The organism is Enterococcus sp. 2STP (genome assembly GCF_032465635.1).
GTDB lineage: Bacteria > Bacillota > Bacilli > Lactobacillales > Enterococcaceae > Enterococcus_B > Enterococcus_B lactis.
On the sequence record NZ_JAWDJH010000009.1, the window covers coordinates 152,594 to 169,759 of the forward strand.

At 40.8% G+C, this 17,166-nt stretch carries 12 protein-coding genes; 7 read left to right on the plus strand and 5 right to left on the minus strand.

All coding sequences use genetic code 11. The features are described 5' to 3' along the window. Nucleotides 1-58 precede the first annotated feature (58 nt). Nucleotides 59-745 (plus strand): A24 family peptidase, encoded by a 687-nt coding sequence (locus RWU19_RS02635; RefSeq protein WP_123837757.1) that lies wholly within the window; start codon nucleotides 59-61, stop codon nucleotides 743-745. A gap of 71 nt (nucleotides 746-816) precedes the next feature. Here RWU19_RS02635 and msrA read toward each other — a convergent pair whose 3' ends face one another. Further along, nucleotides 817-1,344 (minus strand): peptide-methionine (S)-S-oxide reductase MsrA, encoded by a 528-nt coding sequence (gene msrA / locus RWU19_RS02640; protein ID WP_316002705.1) that lies wholly within the window; start codon nucleotides 1,342-1,344, stop codon nucleotides 817-819. 278 nt (nucleotides 1,345-1,622) lie between these two features. Between msrA and RWU19_RS02645 the strand changes: the two genes are divergently transcribed. After that, entirely contained in the window at nucleotides 1,623-2,777 is a 1,155-nt protein-coding gene (locus RWU19_RS02645; protein WP_123837756.1) for a hypothetical protein, read from the plus strand. 219 nt (nucleotides 2,778-2,996) lie between these two features. Here the strand turns inward: RWU19_RS02645 and rpoC are convergent, their stop codons facing one another. Then, a complete protein-coding gene (gene rpoC, locus RWU19_RS02650) occupies nucleotides 2,997-6,650 on the minus strand; it encodes a DNA-directed RNA polymerase subunit beta' (RefSeq protein ID WP_002295965.1) in 3,654 nt (1,217 codons plus the stop codon). 78 nt (nucleotides 6,651-6,728) lie between these two features. Continuing rightward, nucleotides 6,729-10,346 carry a DNA-directed RNA polymerase subunit beta gene (rpoB, locus tag RWU19_RS02655; protein WP_002310550.1) on the minus strand — a complete coding sequence of 1,206 codons (3,618 nt, stop codon included), beginning with the start codon at nucleotides 10,344-10,346 and terminating at the stop codon, nucleotides 6,729-6,731. 726 nt (nucleotides 10,347-11,072) lie between these two features. Here rpoB and RWU19_RS02660 point away from each other — a divergent pair. From RWU19_RS02660 to RWU19_RS02675, 4 genes are all read left to right on the plus strand, one after another. Next, nucleotides 11,073-12,041, plus strand: coding sequence for an ABC transporter substrate-binding protein (locus tag RWU19_RS02660; RefSeq protein ID WP_024634987.1), 969 nt, complete (start codon nucleotides 11,073-11,075; stop codon nucleotides 12,039-12,041). A gap of 17 nt (nucleotides 12,042-12,058) precedes the next feature. Then, nucleotides 12,059-12,964 carry an ABC transporter permease gene (locus RWU19_RS02665; RefSeq protein ID WP_070770521.1) on the plus strand — a complete coding sequence of 302 codons (906 nt, stop codon included), beginning with the start codon at nucleotides 12,059-12,061 and terminating at the stop codon, nucleotides 12,962-12,964. Next, nucleotides 12,961-13,767, plus strand: coding sequence for an ABC transporter ATP-binding protein (locus tag RWU19_RS02670; protein WP_123837755.1), 807 nt, complete (start codon nucleotides 12,961-12,963; stop codon nucleotides 13,765-13,767). Before RWU19_RS02665 ends, RWU19_RS02670 begins: the two co-directional genes overlap by 4 nt. Before the next feature lie 155 nt (nucleotides 13,768-13,922). Next, a complete protein-coding gene (locus tag RWU19_RS02675; RefSeq protein WP_123837754.1) occupies nucleotides 13,923-14,888 on the plus strand; it encodes a biotin--[acetyl-CoA-carboxylase] ligase in 966 nt (321 codons plus the stop codon). Between the two features lie 459 nt (nucleotides 14,889-15,347). Here RWU19_RS02675 and RWU19_RS02680 read toward each other — a convergent pair whose 3' ends face one another. After that, nucleotides 15,348-15,536 carry a hypothetical protein gene (locus RWU19_RS02680; RefSeq protein WP_002315817.1) on the minus strand — a complete coding sequence of 63 codons (189 nt, stop codon included), beginning with the start codon at nucleotides 15,534-15,536 and terminating at the stop codon, nucleotides 15,348-15,350. Nucleotides 15,537-15,752: 216 nt separating this feature from the next. Further along, entirely contained in the window at nucleotides 15,753-15,998 is a 246-nt protein-coding gene (locus RWU19_RS02685) for a hypothetical protein (RefSeq protein WP_016629240.1), read from the minus strand. Nucleotides 15,999-16,371: 373 nt separating this feature from the next. Here RWU19_RS02685 and RWU19_RS02690 point away from each other — a divergent pair, with 373 nt between their 5' ends. Further along, nucleotides 16,372-17,148, plus strand: coding sequence for a hypothetical protein (locus RWU19_RS02690; protein ID WP_123837753.1), 777 nt, complete (start codon nucleotides 16,372-16,374; stop codon nucleotides 17,146-17,148). Nucleotides 17,149-17,166 lie beyond the last annotated feature (18 nt).

The window sequence follows — 17,166 nt, forward strand, 5'->3', positions numbered from 1 at the left end:
TATGTACAAAAATTTAGTTTAAGCTTGCGTATCTTGGTTTTGAAAAGGGGGAGATGGCGTGTTACTTTATTTTATCATTGGTTGCTGTATCGGGTCATTTTTATGTTTAACCGCCCAGCGGATTCCGTTAGGTCACTCTATTATTTATCCTAGATCCCATTGTGTCAAATGCTGTCGTTCGCTTTCTTGGTATGAATTGATTCCGATTCTCTCGATCATCGTCCAACGTTTTCGCTGCCGCTATTGCCGGTGTCGGTTGCCCTTCTACTATTTGCTGGCAGAAGTCTTATGTGGTGGTCTTTTTGTCTGGTTCTTTACTTTTTCTTCCGCAAGAAATTTTTCGACGTTCATTTGGGTGCTTTCGGCTTTGCTATTTTCGTTGATGGACTTGTTTTACTTCATGGTCCATTCTCACACGCTATTCTGCTCCTGGGCAGTCTTATGGATTTTTTGGTGGCAGGCTGGCGTTTTCCAATGGCAAAGTGTGCTGTTAACGTTCATCGTAGGCGGTGTGTGCCTTCGCTATGGTCAATCCTATCTCGGAGCTGGCGATACTCTGTTGGTGCTTTCTTGGAGTGGGGGCTTGCCTCTGGAAGAGTTGCTTCGGGTCTTGTTTCTGGCTAGCCTGTTTGGAATAACCGTTTTTTCTGTTTACTTTATCTGTCATAAAAAAAAGTTGGAAAAGCTGCCTTTCATTCCTTTTTTGAGTAGTGCATTGCTGATCGTCCTTCATTTTAGGTATTGAAAAAAGGTTGTGACAAACGACTTGTCACAACCTCTGATATACGGTGTTCCAAAAGTAGCTTTTTCAGCTTCTTATTTCTTGCCTCCCCAATGTCGACGAATGAAACCGGCACGTCCAGAACCTTCTCGATAAAGATTGTAATGGAGCTTGTTTTTCTTGTAATAATCCTGATGGTAATCTTCTGCAGGATAAAATTCGCTTCTTGGTTCGATTTTTGTCACGATTGGCTTATCGAATCGCCCGCTGTCTTGCAATGCTTGTTTTGAACGCTCTGCAATGTTTCGTTCTTCTTCATCACTATAGTAGATCACTGGTCGATAAGAATCACCACGATCAGCGAACTGTCCTAACGCGTCAGTCGGATCGGTTTGCTGCCAATAGATTTCCACCAACTGATCATAAGAAATAATTTCTGGGTCATATTCGATCTCTACGGCTTCTGTATGCCCTGTTGTGCCTGTTGTTACTTGTTCGTAAGTTGGATTTGGTACATGCCCGCCTGTATAACCGGATGTCACAGAAATGATCCCTGGCTGCTCTTCAAATGGTTTGACCATACACCAAAAGCATCCGCCTGCGAAAACTGCTTTTTTTGTCATATAAAATCCCCCTTTTTTCTCATCATACCTGTTTTATAGATAATTAAAATTATTTTGCTTGTTTTTACCCCCTCCCGGTATTTTATCGGATTTTTCTTCATTTTTAATTAGTTGTGGATAACTATAAGGTTTGTGTTAAACTATTTTTTCCACAGGCAAGAAAAAGTTGTCTTTTCAGCCACGTTGTGTATAAGTTTTATATGGTATGCTTATTCCAAAATTATGTACCTTTATTTTTTCATGCGAATAAACAAATCCATGTTATCGGAGGGATAACTATGCCTAAAGCAAAAAGAAAACATTCAGATACATCCACTGACTTTATTGCATTTGATGAACTATTAACTAAAGCGAACAAAAAAATAAAAACGCCCCCTGTAACTTCCCACGAATTTGATGCTCATTCAAAGGATGATGCTCTAACTCTCCTAGAAGATGAGAAGCAACTCGTTAATGAACTAGCTTCAGTTATTCCAAATTCACCTGAACATTCGCCATTTGAGGAGTCATTTTCATCTCCACCTATTGACATCTTTGGGGAAGATTATCGTTTCCATAACTTAATGGAGCACGAGTCTCTCACAAGAGAGGAGCGACAATTTATTGATGAACCATTGCCCGATCCAATCTTCCATCAACAAACGAACGAAGAACCCATCTCGCCTACTGAGCCAGGACCTTCCTTTGTTGTGGATGGACAAAAAACGAGCAATCTAGTAGAAGGAAATGATGGAAATAACGCTTATCAGCTTTTGTATGAGACATTTGGTCCTATTCCTTCTAGAGAAGGAAAGAATAAAAGACTATCACAAGAATTGCGTAATCAAATCGAACACGCATTAACAATGCCTGATATTAAACAAAGTCAAATTGCCACATTTTTTGGCGTATCCTCATGTTTAGTAAGCAATATATACCTCAAACAACTTGCAGAAGGTGATGCTCAAAATCACACATATCAAGTCTTATACAAGGAATTCGGCGAAGTTTCCAGAAAAAGAGAAAAAAGGGGTTTATCACAAAAATTACGCGAACAGATCACACACGCATTGACATTGCCTAATCTTAGTCAAAGACAGATTGCCGCATTTTTTGGCGTGTCCAACTCTACAGTAAATAATATATACCAAAAACATTTTGAAGAAGACTATGATGAAAAAATGACCCATCAGCTTTTTCATGGGAAATTCGGAAAAATTTCCAGAGAAAAAAATCAAAGGATACCACAAAAATTACGTAATCAAATCGAAGAAGCATTAACAATACCCTATACTAAACAAAAACATGTGGCAACGTTTTTTGGCGTATCCCTAACTACAGTAAAAGAAATAAAACAAAAAGTGAAACGCAGTAAACAGCTAGCAGATATAGCAAAACCTGTAGCTTCAAGATCATCTCCTACTCTTTCTTCTAACCAAACAGATGAAAGGTAAACTACTTCATATAAGCAAAAAAAGGGCGTGTGACAAGATTTTGTCACAAGCCCTTTTTCCGAATAAACGGTGTTCAATCAGCTGACCCTCGGTATTAGCTCAACAAACGGCAAAATATGAGGAACTATTTTTTCGTTTATTTCTCTAATACTCAGGTCAAAACGCTGATTTCACAACCTCTTATACACGGTGTTCCAGAAGTAGCTTCTGTCACAACCTCTATTTTGTTTGATTGTTCATTGCGTCTTCTGCAGCCATTTGCGCTTCAATATCTGAAATACTGTAGACATTTTCACTTGCTACACCGACTTCTTTTGGTTCCATGTCACGGTAACGTTGCATACCAGTACCAGCTGGGATGATCTTACCGATAATAACATTTTCTTTCAAACCAAGAAGAGGATCTTTCTTACCGCGGATCGCAGCATCCGTCAAGACACGAGTTGTTTCTTGGAATGATGCAGCAGATAAGAAACTATTTGTTTCTAATGATGCTTTTGTGATACCTAACAAGACAGGTCGAGAAGTTGCAGGCACGCCTCCTGAGACTAGCGTATTGTAGTTTTGATCTTTAAAGTCTGCAATGTCTAATAATGTACCTGGTAAGATATCTGTATCACCTGGATCCATTACACGAACTTTACGCAGCATTTGACGAACCATTACTTCGATATGCTTGTCGCCGATTTCTACCCCTTGCATACGGTAAACACGTTGTACTTCACGAAGCAAGTAGTTTTCAACAGATAATACATCGCGGACTTGCAACAATTGTTTTGGATCGATTGATCCTTCTGTCAATGGTGCACCACGGTGGATCATATCGCCTTCTGCTACTTTCATACGTGCTGTATAAGGAACAGTATACGTACGTGTATCTGTTTTTCCTTTGATTGTTACTTCTTTGGTACGTGTTGCAGGATCTTCTGAGATATCGATGACATCCCCTGTTACTTCTGTGATCACTGCTTGCCCTTTCGGATTACGTGCTTCAAAGATTTCTTGGACACGAGGAAGACCTTGAGTGATATCGTCTCCGGCAACCCCACCCGTATGGAATGTACGCATCGTCAACTGAGTACCAGGTTCACCGATTGATTGAGCGGCGATCGTACCAACTGCTTCGCCGACTTCAACGTCAGAGCCAGTTGCAAGGTTGCGTCCGTAACAATGTTTGCAGACACCATGTTTTGTATTACATGTGAAGACAGAGCGGATCGTCACTGTTTCGACACCTGCATCAACGATTTGTTTTGCGATGTCTTCGGAAATCAATTGGTTTCCTGCGATGATCAATTCATTTGTTTCAGGATGACGTACTTCTTTACGAGTGTAACGTCCCACTAAACGATCTTCTAATGATTCGATGATTTCATTTCCTTCACGGATTGCTTGGATCTCAAGACCTCGGTCAGTCCCGCAATCTTCTTCACGGATGATTACATCTTGGGCCACGTCAACCAGACGACGAGTCAAGTAACCTGAATCGGCAGTCTTCAAGGCTGTATCGGTCATCCCTTTACGAGCCCCGTGAGTTGAGATAAACATTTCCAAGACAGATAGTCCTTCACGGAAGTTTGAAATGATTGGCAATTCCATGATTCGACCATTAGGAGCGGCCATCAAACCACGCATTCCGGCAAGCTGTGTAAAGTTGGAAATGTTCCCACGAGCTCCAGAATCAGACATCATGAAGATTGGGTTTTTCGCTTCCAAACCTTCCATCAGTTTTTGTTGGATGCTGTCTTTTGCAGCGTTCCAAACAGCAATGACACGTTCATAACGCTCGTCATCTGTAATCAGACCACGACGGAATTGTTTTGTAATAGTTTCAACTTGTTTATGGGCATTTTCAATAATTTCTTGTTTTTCATTCAGTACACTGATGTCAGCGATCCCTACTGTGATACCGGCATGTGTTGAATGTTTGTACCCTAAGTCTTTCATACGGTCAAGCATCTTAGAAGTTTCTGTTACTTTGAATCGTTTGAAGACTTCTGCGATGATGTTCCCTAAGTTTTTCTTCTTGAACGGTAATACTAATTCTTGCTCTTTGATATGTGCAGGAATATCCGTACCAGCTTCAACAAAGTATTTGTCCGGTGTTTGGACGGTCAAGTTGAAGTCTGTTGGTTCATTCAGATAAGGGAATTCAGGAGGCATGATCTCGTTGAAGATGATCTTACCAACTGTTGTGATCATCGTACGTTCTTTTTGCCATTCAGTAAATGGTTTTTCACCTAATGAGTTAGGGTTCACACCGATACGTGAATGTAAATGAACGTATCCGTTGCGCCATGCGATAACGGCTTCGTTTTGATCTCTGAAGACCATTCCTTCGCCTTCGCGTCCTTCTTCTTCCATTGTCAAGTAGTAGTTACCTAGAACCATATCTTGAGAAGGAGTAACAACTGGTTTACCATCTTTAGGATTCAAGATGTTTTGAGCAGCTAACATCAACATACGTGCTTCTGCTTGTGCTTCTTCATTCAATGGCACGTGGACAGCCATTTGGTCTCCATCGAAATCGGCATTATAAGCTTCACATACAAGTGGATGCAAACGGATTGCGCGTCCTTGTACTAAAACTGGTTCGAATGCTTGGATACCAAGTCGGTGAAGCGTAGGTGCCCGGTTCAGCAATACTGGGTGTTCCTTGATTACGTCTTCTAAGACATCCCATACTTCGTCTTCTTGACGTTCGATTTTACGTTTCGCATTTTTGATGTTTGAAGCTAGTTCACGTTGAACAAGCTCACGCATCACGAATGGTTTGAATAATTCGATGGCCATTTCTTTTGGAAGTCCACATTGGTACATCTTCAAGAAAGGTCCAACAACGATAACGGAACGACCGGAGTAGTCCACACGTTTACCTAGCAAGTTTTGACGGAAACGACCTTGTTTCCCTTTCAACATATGAGAAAGAGATTTCAATGGGCGGTTACCTGGTCCAGTTACTGGACGTCCGCGACGACCGTTATCGATCAATGCATCTACTGCTTCTTGCAACATGCGTTTTTCGTTTTGAACGATGATTCCAGGTGCGTTCAAGTCTAATAAACGCTTCAAACGGTTATTACGGTTGATGACACGACGGTAAAGATCATTCAAGTCACTTGTTGCAAAACGTCCACCTTCTAATTGAACCATTGGGCGCAAATCTGGTGGAATAACAGGGATAACATCCATAACCATCCAGCTTGGTTGATTTCCTGAAGCGCGGAATGCTTCTAAAATATCCAAACGGCGGATCGCACGTGTACGTTTTTGTCCTTGTGCAGATTTCAATTCTTCTTTCAATTCGGCTGCTTCTGCATCTAGATCAACATTATCAAGTAATTGTTTGATCGCTTCTGCACCCATAGCAGCTTGGAACTCTTGTCCATATTGTTCACGTTTTTCGCGATATTCGCGTTCTGTCAACAATTGTTTTTTCTCTAAATTCGTGTTTCCTGGTTCGATAACCACATATGAAGCAAAATAAATGATTTCTTCCAAAGCGCGTGGGCTCATGTCTAATACAAGACCCATACGTGAAGGAATCCCTTTAAAGTACCAGATATGTGAAACAGGAGCTGCTAATTCAATATGTCCCATGCGTTCACGGCGAACTTTCGAACGAGTCACTTCCACTCCGCATCGATCACAAACGATTCCTTTATAACGGATACGTTTGTATTTTCCGCAGGCACATTCCCAGTCTTTTGTAGGACCAAAAATCCGCTCACAGAACAACCCTTCGCGTTCAGGTTTTAAGGTACGATAGTTAATCGTCTCAGGTTTTTTTACTTCACCGTAAGACCAGCTTCTGATTTTTTCGGGAGAAGCCAAACCTATTTGCATACTTTCGAATTTATTTACATCGATCAAAAGGGGTTCCCTCCATTTCATTTAATGGCAAACCGCAAGACGGCTGATCTTCGACCGCCTTGCAGCTCATAGACCGGATTAGTCTAAATTATCTTCTGCGGTTTCAAAGTTTTGGATGACATCGTCTCTTTCATCTTCCACTTGTTCAGCAGCTTTCTTTTCTAATTCTTTGGCAGTTTGCTGTTCGGCAAATTTTGTCAAAGCATCAACAGTGATCAAATCGTCGTCTTCATCGTCCATGTCGCGAAGTTCGATCTCTGTCTCTTCGATATCCAAGACACGCATGTCCAGACCTAGTGATTGCAATTCTTTCACCAATACGCGGAAGGATTCCGGTACACCTGGTTTTGGAATTGGTTCACCTTTGACGATTGCTTCGTATGTTTTCACACGTCCGACTACGTCATCTGATTTGTATGTCAAGATTTCTTGTAAAGTATAAGCCGCACCGTAAGCTTCCAGTGCCCATACTTCCATTTCACCAAAACGTTGTCCACCAAATTGAGCTTTACCTCCCAATGGTTGTTGTGTAACCAATGAGTAAGGTCCGATTGAACGTGCATGCAATTTGTCATCGACCATGTGAGCAAGTTTGATCATGTACATCACACCGACAGACACACGTCCGTCAAATGGTTCACCTGTACGTCCGTCGTACAGAACAGTTTTCGCATCGCTGGCCATACCGGCTTCACGAACTGTTTCCCATACGTCTTCATCACTTGCACCATCGAATACTGGCGTTGCTACGTGGATACCTAACTGACGTGCAGCCATACCCAAGTGTAATTCCAATACTTGTCCGATGTTCATACGTGAAGGCACCCCTAAAGGATTCAGCATGATATCGATTGGTGTTCCGTCAGGTAGGAATGGCATATCTTCTTCCGGCATAATACGGGATACAACCCCTTTATTTCCGTGACGACCGGCCATTTTATCCCCTTCATGGATTTTACGTTTTTGAACGATATAAACACGAACTAACATGTTTACGCCTGGTGACAATTCATCTCCAGCTTCACGAGTAAAGATTTTCACATCGTGAACGATCCCTCCGCCGCCATGCGGTACACGTAATGATGTATCGCGGACTTCACGAGCTTTTTCGCCAAAGATCGCATGCAATAGACGTTCTTCTGCAGATAATTCTGTTACCCCTTTTGGCGTGACTTTCCCTACAAGCAAATCGCCATCTTGGACTTCTGCACCGATACGGATAATACCCATTTCGTCTAAATCTTTCAATGCGTCTTCCCCGACATTAGGGATTTCGCGTGTGATTTCTTCAGGTCCTAATTTTGTATCGCGGGCTTCTGATTCATATTCTTCAATATGAATAGAAGTGTATACGTCATCTTTTACCAAACGACGGCTCATGATGATCGCATCTTCATAGTTGTACCCTTCCCAAGTCATGAAACCAACTAAAACGTTTTGACCTAGAGCCATTTCGCCTTGTTCCATAGATGGTCCGTCTGCCAGAGTATCCCCTTTTTCGACTTTCTCACCCAAATGAACGATTGGACGTTGGTTGTAGCTTGTTCCGGAGTTTGAACGACGGAATTTTGTCACATCGTATTTATCTAATGCACCGTTGTCGCGGCGTACACGGATTTCAGAAGCATCAACGTATTCAACGACACCGTCATGTTTACATAACAAAGCAGCTCCTGAGTCATGCGCTGATTTGTATTCCATACCAGTACCAACCCATGGTGCTTGAGGATTGATCAACGGCACTGCTTGACGCTGCATGTTGGCACCCATCAAGGCACGGTTGGAGTCATCGTTTTCCAAGAAAGGAATACATGCTGTCGCAACGGCAACTACTTGTTTAGGTGATACGTCCATGTAGTCTACTTTATCAATAGATACTTCTAAGTTTTCACTTTGAGCACGCGCCATAACAACGTCTTGAGCAAATGTTCCATCTTCATTCAATGGGCTGTTTGCTTGGGCTACGATGTAATGGTCTTCGATATCTGCTGTCAAGTAGTCGATTTGGTCAGTAACCCGACCTGTTTCGCGGTCTACACGACGATAAGGTGTTTCGATAAATCCGAATTTATTTACTTTCGCATAACTGGACAAACTATTGATCAACCCGATATTTGGGCCTTCAGGAGTTTCGATCGGACACATACGGCCATAGTGGGAGTAGTGAACGTCACGAACTTCATAACCGGCACGGTCACGAGTCAATCCGCCAGGTCCTAAGGCTGAAAGACGACGTTTGTGTGTCAATTCGCCAAGAGGGTTTGTTTGATCCATGAACTGTGACAACTGAGAAGAACCAAAGAATTCTTTGATACTTGCCACAACTGGACGGATATTGATCAATTGTTGAGGTGTCAATGTTTCAGTATCTTGGATCGACATTCTTTCACGAACCACACGTTCCATACGTGCTAGCCCGATACGGAATTGGTTTTGTAAAAGTTCACCGACTGAACGGATACGACGATTTCCTAAGTGGTCGATATCATCGACATTGCCGATACCTTCCATCAAGTTCAAGAAATAGCTCATTGAAGCAATGATGTCGGCTGGACGAACCGTTTTTACAGCTGCTTCTGGATAGCCGTTTCCGATCACGTTCACTTCACGTTCAGGATCTCTTGGTGAAAATACTTTGATGACTTGGACAGTCATTGGATCTGTGACCACACCATCTTCTGATGGATAGTAAGTCACTGAATTTAGACCGTTATCAATGAAAGGAGCTAATGTTTCCATGACTTGGTGAGTCAAGACTGTTCCTTTTTCAACGATAATCTCGCCTGTTTCTGGATCAACTAATGTTTCAGCTAATGTCAGATTCAATAGACGTGTTTTCAAATCTAATTTTTTGTTTACTTTGTAACGACCAACGTTTGCTAAGTCGTAACGTTTTGGATCGAAGAAACGAGCATTCAGCAAGTTACGTGAGCTGTCTGCTGTTTTTGGTTCGCCTGGACGCAAACGTTCGTAAACGTCTTTCAAACCTTCTTCTGTTCTTGAGTCGCTTGCGTTTTTATGCAAGTCTTTTTCGACTGTATTGCGTAATGTTTCGCTGTCGCCGAAGATTTCAAAGATCGTATCATCGGAACCAAATCCTAACGCACGAACTAATACGGTTAAAGGAATCTTACGTGTACGGTCGATACGTACATAAGAGATGTCTTTTGCATCAGTTTCCATCTCTAGCCAAGCGCCACGGTTAGGGATAACAGTAGAACCGAATCCTTCTTTTCCGTTTTTGTCGACTTTTCCATGGAAATAGACACCTGGTGAGCGGACTAACTGAGAAACGATTACTCGCTCTGCCCCGTTGATGATGAATGTTCCTTGTTCTGTCATTAATGGGAAATCACCGAAGAATACTTCTTGTGCTTTGATTTCGCCAGTCTCGCGGTTTGTCAAACGCAATGTTACATGTAATGGTGCAGAGTAGTTTGCATCATGCGCACGAGCTTCTGCTACTGTATACTTTGGTTCTTTCAATTCATAATCTACAAATTCCAAAGATAGATTGCCATTGAAGTCATCGATTGGCAAAATGTCTTCAAACATTTCTCTAAGTCCCTCATCTAAGAACCATTGGTAAGAGTCTGTTTGAATTTCGATCAAATTTGGTAATTCCAACACTTCACTGATTCTTGCGAAACTTCTACGTTCGCGATGTTTTCCGTATTTTACTACGTGTCCAGCCAAGCTCTTCACCCCTCTAAAATGTCATTCAAAAAGACTACCCGATCAATTGTTACAATAATATTTCAAATATTATTTTTAGGTAACAACAGACATTTTTTGCGGCTTTTAGGCAAAAAAAAACCAAAAATAGAACATTCTCTTGAAACCTTACTTCGTGAGCTTCTACTTTTGTTTCCTTATATTAAAGCCGAAACGGACAATATTTCGTTTCTGCCTTTTCTTCATCAGATAGTTTTTGCAACTTCATATACTACACTTATTTTCTATAAAAGTCAACACTTCCTGGCGTTTCTTCTACTTTTTCGCAATATTTTCTTAATGTTTTCAATTTTATGTTTTCAATTATCTGACAATTCTTAATTGACAGACCTTTTTTTCTCGGTTATACTTTAGAAAATTCATTTTGTGGAGGAACTTCTATGCGAACCAATATCAAGCAAATCGTACCAACACAACTGAATAACTTTTACTTTAGCTACTTTAGATAGGTTTGTATTCATCATGATGGATACAAACGTTAAACGACAGTTTGTATCTATGATGGCTAAAGAACTTTGTATTGCAGCAAAAAGCCACGTAGACAAAATGCTAAGTGGCTGAGCAGTGAAAATACAAAGTAAAAGTATCAAGCATTCTACTTTTCAATTTATTTTCCGACTTTTCAATCCATTTGGACATTTTGTCTGAATGGATTTTTTGTTTCCCAAAATTAAGGAGGAAAAAGAAATGAAAAAAAACATATTAATTGGATTAGGCGCTGCTCTGCTACTAGCTTTAGGAGGTTGCGCACAAAAAGACAATTCCGCAGAGGCATCAGATGGACAAAAAACAATTGGCGTATTGCAACTTGTACAACATAACTCGTTAGACGCTGCCTATAAAGGATTCAAAGAAGGATTAGCAGAAGAAGGGTATAAAGAAGGCGATAATCTAACAATCGATTATCAAAATGCCCAAAACAATCAAGACAACCTGAAAAGCATGAGTGAGAAGCTCGTCAAAGAAGATCCTGATTTGCTACTTGGGATCGCCACTCCAGCAGCACAATCTTTATTAAATGAAACAACCACTATCCCGATGACTGTCACAGCGGTCACAGACTTGGAACAAGCCCATTTAGTCACATCCAATGAAAAACCTGGCGGAAATGTGACTGGCACGACAGATATGGTGCCAATCGAAAAACAAATCGGCTTACTGTTAACTATCGTGCCAGACGCCAAAACAATCGGCATCATGTATAACAACGGTGAAGCAAACTCTAAGATCCAAGCTGATTTGGCAGAAAAAGAATTGAAAAAAGCGGGCGTAAAAGTCAAAGTACTGACAGCAAATTCCACAAATGATGTCCAACAAGTGACGAAAAGTCTAGCTAAAGATGTAGACGGAATCTATATTCCTACTGATAACACGTTCGCAAGTGCGGCAAGTGTTGTCGGTGAAGTCGCAAAAGAAACAAAAACACCTGTCGTTGCTGGCGCAGTTGATCAAGTCAAAGACGGCGGTCTAGCAACAGTAGGGATCGACTACGAAAGCTTGGGCAAACAAACGGGGATCATGGCAGCAAAAATCTTAGACGGCAAGAAGCCAAGTGAACTTCCTGTCGAAACAGCAAATGATTTGGAACTGTATGTCAATAAAGACATGGCCAAAGCATTAGGTATCAATCCAGACAGCATCAAAGAAGCTGAATAAAACACAGGAGGATTCTCATGACAAATCTGCTCTCTCTTTTCTTATCATCTGCGTCGCAAGGGGTCTTATGGGCCCTGCTTGCGATTGGTGTGTATGTCACTTTCCGTATCTTGGACATTGCCGACTTGACTGCTGAAGGAAGCTTTCCTTTAGGTGCAGGGATCGCGGCAGTAAGTATTACAAATGGCTATCACCCATTGACAGCTTGTCTTCTAGGCTTTTTAGGGGGTGCGGCAGCAGGGCTTGTTTCCGGACTGCTTCACACAAAATTAAAAATCCCCGCCCTTCTTGCAGGGATCATCACCATGACTGGTTTATACTCTGTCACATCCCGTGTGATGGGTGCGCCGAACATCTCTTTATTGGGTCAGCCAACGATCTTTCATTGGGTCGAGTCATTCGGCATAACAAAAGACAACGCTGTACTGATCGTCGGTCTGCTTTTTGCTTTAATCGTTGTATGTTTACTTGTTTTGTTCTTACGTACAGAAACAGGACTTGCTATTCGTGCAACTGGCGATAATCTGGCAATGAGCGAAGCAAACGGGATCAACACAGATAATATGAAGATCATCGGTTATATGATCTCTAATGGATGCATTGCTCTTTCTGGCTCCTTGCTTGCGCAAAACAACGGCTTTGCTGATTTGAATTCTGGTATTGGAACGATCGTGATTGGACTAGCTTCTATTATCATCGCAGAAGTTTTGTTACGTAACCAGCCACTATTTCTCCGTCTCTTGACTGTCGTTTTAGGTGCGGTCATTTACCGCTTTATTTTGGCGTTAGTCTTCGAACTGAATGTTGAACCAAGTGATTCGAAACTTGCTTCTGCTTTCGTGCTAGTGATCTGTCTTTCTTTCCCGCAGATTCAGCAAAAATTCCATTTATCTCAAAAAAGGAAAGGCGGTAGTGTCAAATGAATGACGTCTTAACACTGGAAAATCTCCATCATACCTTTGAAAAAGGAACGATCAACGAAAACCATGTCCTGAAAGGGATTAATCTTTCCTTAGAACCCGGCGACTTCGTGACGATCATCGGTGGAAATGGTGCTGGTAAATCTACTTTGCTGAACAGCATCGCTGGTACATTTTCTGTCGATCAGGGACAGATTTTATTGAATGGAAAAAATATCATGAAAAAATCCGTTGTCGAACGTTCGAAATCCATCAGTCGCGTATTCCAAGATCCTAAACTAGGGACAGCCGTTCGTTTAACGGTAGAAGAAAATCTCGCTCTTGCTATGAAACGAGGAAAAAAACGCGGCTTCTTCCGCGGTGTCAAACCGCAAGACCGAACATTTTTCAAAGAACAGCTGGCTCGGCTGAATTTGGGTTTGGAAAATCGTTTATCCTCAGAAATCGGTTTGCTGTCTGGGGGACAACGTCAAGCCATCACGCTGTTAATGGCTACATTGCAGCGTCCAGAACTGATCTTATTAGATGAACACACTGCAGCGCTTGACCCTGCTACTTCCAAAACGGTGATGGAATTGACAGAAAAGCTGATCACCGAGCAGAGTCTCACTGCTTTCATGGTCACTCATGACATGGAAGACGCGATCCGCTATGGAAATCGACTAATCATGCTGCATCAAGGAAGGATCGTCGTCGATATCCAGCAAGAGGAAAAACAGCAGCTCACAGTACCTCAACTATTAGCGTTGTTCAAACAAAACAGCGGCACGGCATTAAAAGACGATCAAGTACTTTTATCTTCATAATCAGAAAGAGGCTGGGACAAAAAATGAACGCCCCCCTCTTCTTTTTTCTCTTTTCTTCTTTCGTTTTTGCTTTATGTATCAACCGTTGTTTCTTCGAAAACTATTTTGTTCTCTCCTTCTTCCTGATAGAATGGATGAGAAAGGAGCTTGGTACCATGACAACAAAAGACAAAGTACTTCATTTATTGAAAAAGACGCCAGATTTTCTTTCCGGAGAAAAGTTAGCACAGCAACTGGAAGTTTCCCGGACAAGTATTTGGAAAGCCATCAAAGAATTGGAAAAGGCAGGCTATCGTTTTGAGCACGGGCCTACAGGGTATCGTTACCTGCCCTCTGACGTACTAGATGCAAAAGAAATCCAGCAAGAGCTACGGTCTTTTATTCCCGATTTGAAGGTACAAACGATGTTGACTTCTGAATCTACGATGAAAGATGCCAAACTGGCAGCAGCTCACGGAGATTCTGTTTCGAAGTTATTTGTTGCTGATACACAAGAACAAGCTCGTGGACGTTTTGGACGACCTTTTTTTGCCGAACCTGGACGAGGAATCTACATGAGTCTCTTGCTCCATCCAGACAAACGGTTTGATGAACTGCCTCAATATACGATCATCGCAGCCAGTGCCTGTGTGAAAGCCATTGAATCTGTTACCGGTCGTTCTGCTTCGATCAAATGGGTCAATGACATCTACATGGATGGAAAAAAAGTCTGTGGGATTTTATCTGAAGCAGTCAGTGATATGGAAAGCGGCAGAATCAGTCATATCATCATCGGGATCGGGCTGAATTTTTCTGTTCCTCAAAATCATTTTCCAACTGATCTCCAAGAAAAAGCCACCTCTGTCTTTCCTGATGGGCAAGCGAGTATCACAAGGAATCAACTGATCAGCAAAATCTGGCAAGAATTGTTCACCTATCTTTCTCAACCGAAAAAAGCATTGGACTTTTATAAAGAAAAATCATTCGTATTGGGAAAAACCGTGTCGTTCAATCAAAAAGGAACGACTTATGTCGGACTTGCAAAAGAAATCGGTGATCACGGCGAACTGATCGTCCAAACAAATGGACAGGAAATGAGTTTGTCTTCTGGCGAAATCAGTCTCACATCTATCCGTACGTAATAATATCAGATTTCACAAAAGGACACCTGATCTCATACAGTGTCCTTTTTTCTGAGTTCTCTTCAAACGACTCTCCTTATCCTCTCAACTTGTAGTTTTTCTACCTCTAGAAAAAGGTGTTCTAAACGTATCAAGAAAACATGGTACACTTTCTTTAAAGGAATCCATGCAAAAAACAGGAGAAACATGCGTTTGTACAGCAAAAAGAGATAGAGGACCGATTCCTTTTCTCGGTTTTCTATCTCTTTTCTATCAATGGTGGTAAAGCTGATTATTGTTTCTATTCAGTTTTTTTATGATACCCACACAGGACTATTTGCTAGTCCTGTGTGAAAATACTTATGCGATCATAAGTTATGTGCTTGTTTCCTAAAAAATATCTATCTCCTCATCGTTCTTTTTATTGAGGAACGATGTCGATAGAGCCGATATAGCCTGCGCGATAATTTTCGATGACTATCAGTGGCAGGCATTGCCGATACCATCTTCTCCCCCAGGATTGAGATCGTTCACCTTTTCTTCTTGAAGCGTGCGACTGATATTGAGCACATGATTTTCCGCTTGCAAGTCTTCATTGATGAACATATTTATCATACTCGTCAACACTAGCGTTGATAGTAATAGACTACCAATGATTTTCTTTTTCAATCCAATTACTCCCCCTTTATTATCTATGTAGCAACCAACTTACAACTAAAAAATCAACGCATCCCATCCCCCCTGTCTGACATTCTCGTGTTTCCATCTCCTATAATAAAGGACTATTTTGTTTTTTACTCTTTTTGTATGCGATTGCAACACTTTTAATAACATATTTGTTATTTTTTCCTGTTTGCTACATAGATAGAACAATAAATAGAGTGATCAAGAAAGTTCTTTTGCTTTTGGAAAGAACTTCAGCTGGTTCTCCGGTGCTTCGCACACCACTTGCATTTTGAATTTTTTCTCTGCGACAGAACGGATCAAAAATTTGTCTGCGCTCGTCAATTTTATCCCGCTTTCTTTTTCGATGTCTTCAAACGTAAATGCATGTTTCTCTCCTTTTAACCGAAGAATCAGGGGCGAAACATCTGTACGTGTTAAATTAGTGATGAGTTTTTTCAAATGCATCCTCCTCGATTTGATTTTTGTGGACAGCTGTTTTTCGCTTAGATAGACAGTAAAAATCGGCTGATTCCTCTGCCAACTTCACTTATGTTTTTACTATAACATGTTTTTTTTCATGCCTTGGGACCATAATTTCTAAAAATAAAAAAGAATGATACGAAGAAAAAAAGCCTTTGACAACAAGGATAAATGAGGATTGAAAAAAATCGGTACGAATCTTTTTTCATAAAGAAGCACCTTGTTTTATTTTTTATGGAAAATACCAGAAAACCGTACCAGATATTTTCCACCTTAGAAAAAGACGGAACAAAAACAAAAAGAAAGCATGATAAAGTGAATACAAAGATACAAATAAAAAAAGAAAAGAGGAATTGACATGCCAAAAGAAGATATTGCAAATTCACCAGATTATAGGCAAGAAACACTATTAGATAAAATGATCAATGAGATTAAAGATCCTACAACAAAAGATCTTGCAGCACAACTCCGAGATAATATAAATGTTATGGAAAGTACACCCAAACATGGAAAACATACACCTGAATACAAAATAGTTGAAGATAACAAGGTATATGCGAAGGCAGAATTAAAAGCATCAAAATTACGAGAAGAACTGAAAACACGAGCACCAGAAATATTAAAGACCTTTGATAATACTAGAAAAACAATGGCGAAACAAAAGACACAACAGAAGCAAAAAGAACAATCATTTAAAAAACAAGAGGCAAAACAAGAGACCAGTTTAAATGATTTTAAGTCGCTGCTAGCTAAACAAACAAATAATTTAAAACAATGTAAAAAGGTAGATACATTCATGAATAGACTTTTTAACAAAAATAAGATCACAAATGCAATACAAAATTACGTAACTACTCAAGTAAACATTGATAATGCACTCAAAGCTGATCAATCGTTAGGTTGGAATGCTAGGAAAGAGATGGCGAAACTAGAAAATCCACCTCAAAAATTACAAAAAGCAGTTGAGGACTACAAACAGAGCCTTTCTAAAAGCCTAACCTCTTATCAGGAAAAAAACACACAACAACCCACCCAAGAAAAAAAATTATATAACTTAACTCAAGACGCTAGTAACAGAGCTAAGAATTCAAATCTATCAAGTCCATCGCAGTCAAAGCCTAACCCCACACGATAATACTCAAAAAGCCCATCA

Bases quoted from the DNA above. Each gene is read 5' to 3' on its own strand.
- msrA (WP_316002705.1), bottom strand. From the start codon at position 1,344: ATGACAAAAAAAGCAGTTTTCGCAGGCGGATGCTTTTGGTGTATGGTC.
- RWU19_RS02645 (WP_123837756.1), top strand. From the start codon at position 1,623: ATGCCTAAAGCAAAAAGAAAACATTCAGATACATCCACTGACTTTATT.
- RWU19_RS02660 (WP_024634987.1), top strand. From the start codon at position 11,073: ATGAAAAAAAACATATTAATTGGATTAGGCGCTGCTCTGCTACTAGCT.
- RWU19_RS02665 (WP_070770521.1), top strand. From the start codon at position 12,059: ATGACAAATCTGCTCTCTCTTTTCTTATCATCTGCGTCGCAAGGGGTC.
- RWU19_RS02670 (WP_123837755.1), top strand. From the start codon at position 12,961: ATGAATGACGTCTTAACACTGGAAAATCTCCATCATACCTTTGAAAAA.
- RWU19_RS02675 (WP_123837754.1), top strand. From the start codon at position 13,923: ATGACAACAAAAGACAAAGTACTTCATTTATTGAAAAAGACGCCAGAT.
- RWU19_RS02685 (WP_016629240.1), bottom strand. From the start codon at position 15,998: ATGCATTTGAAAAAACTCATCACTAATTTAACACGTACAGATGTTTCG.
- RWU19_RS02690 (WP_123837753.1), top strand. From the start codon at position 16,372: ATGCCAAAAGAAGATATTGCAAATTCACCAGATTATAGGCAAGAAACA.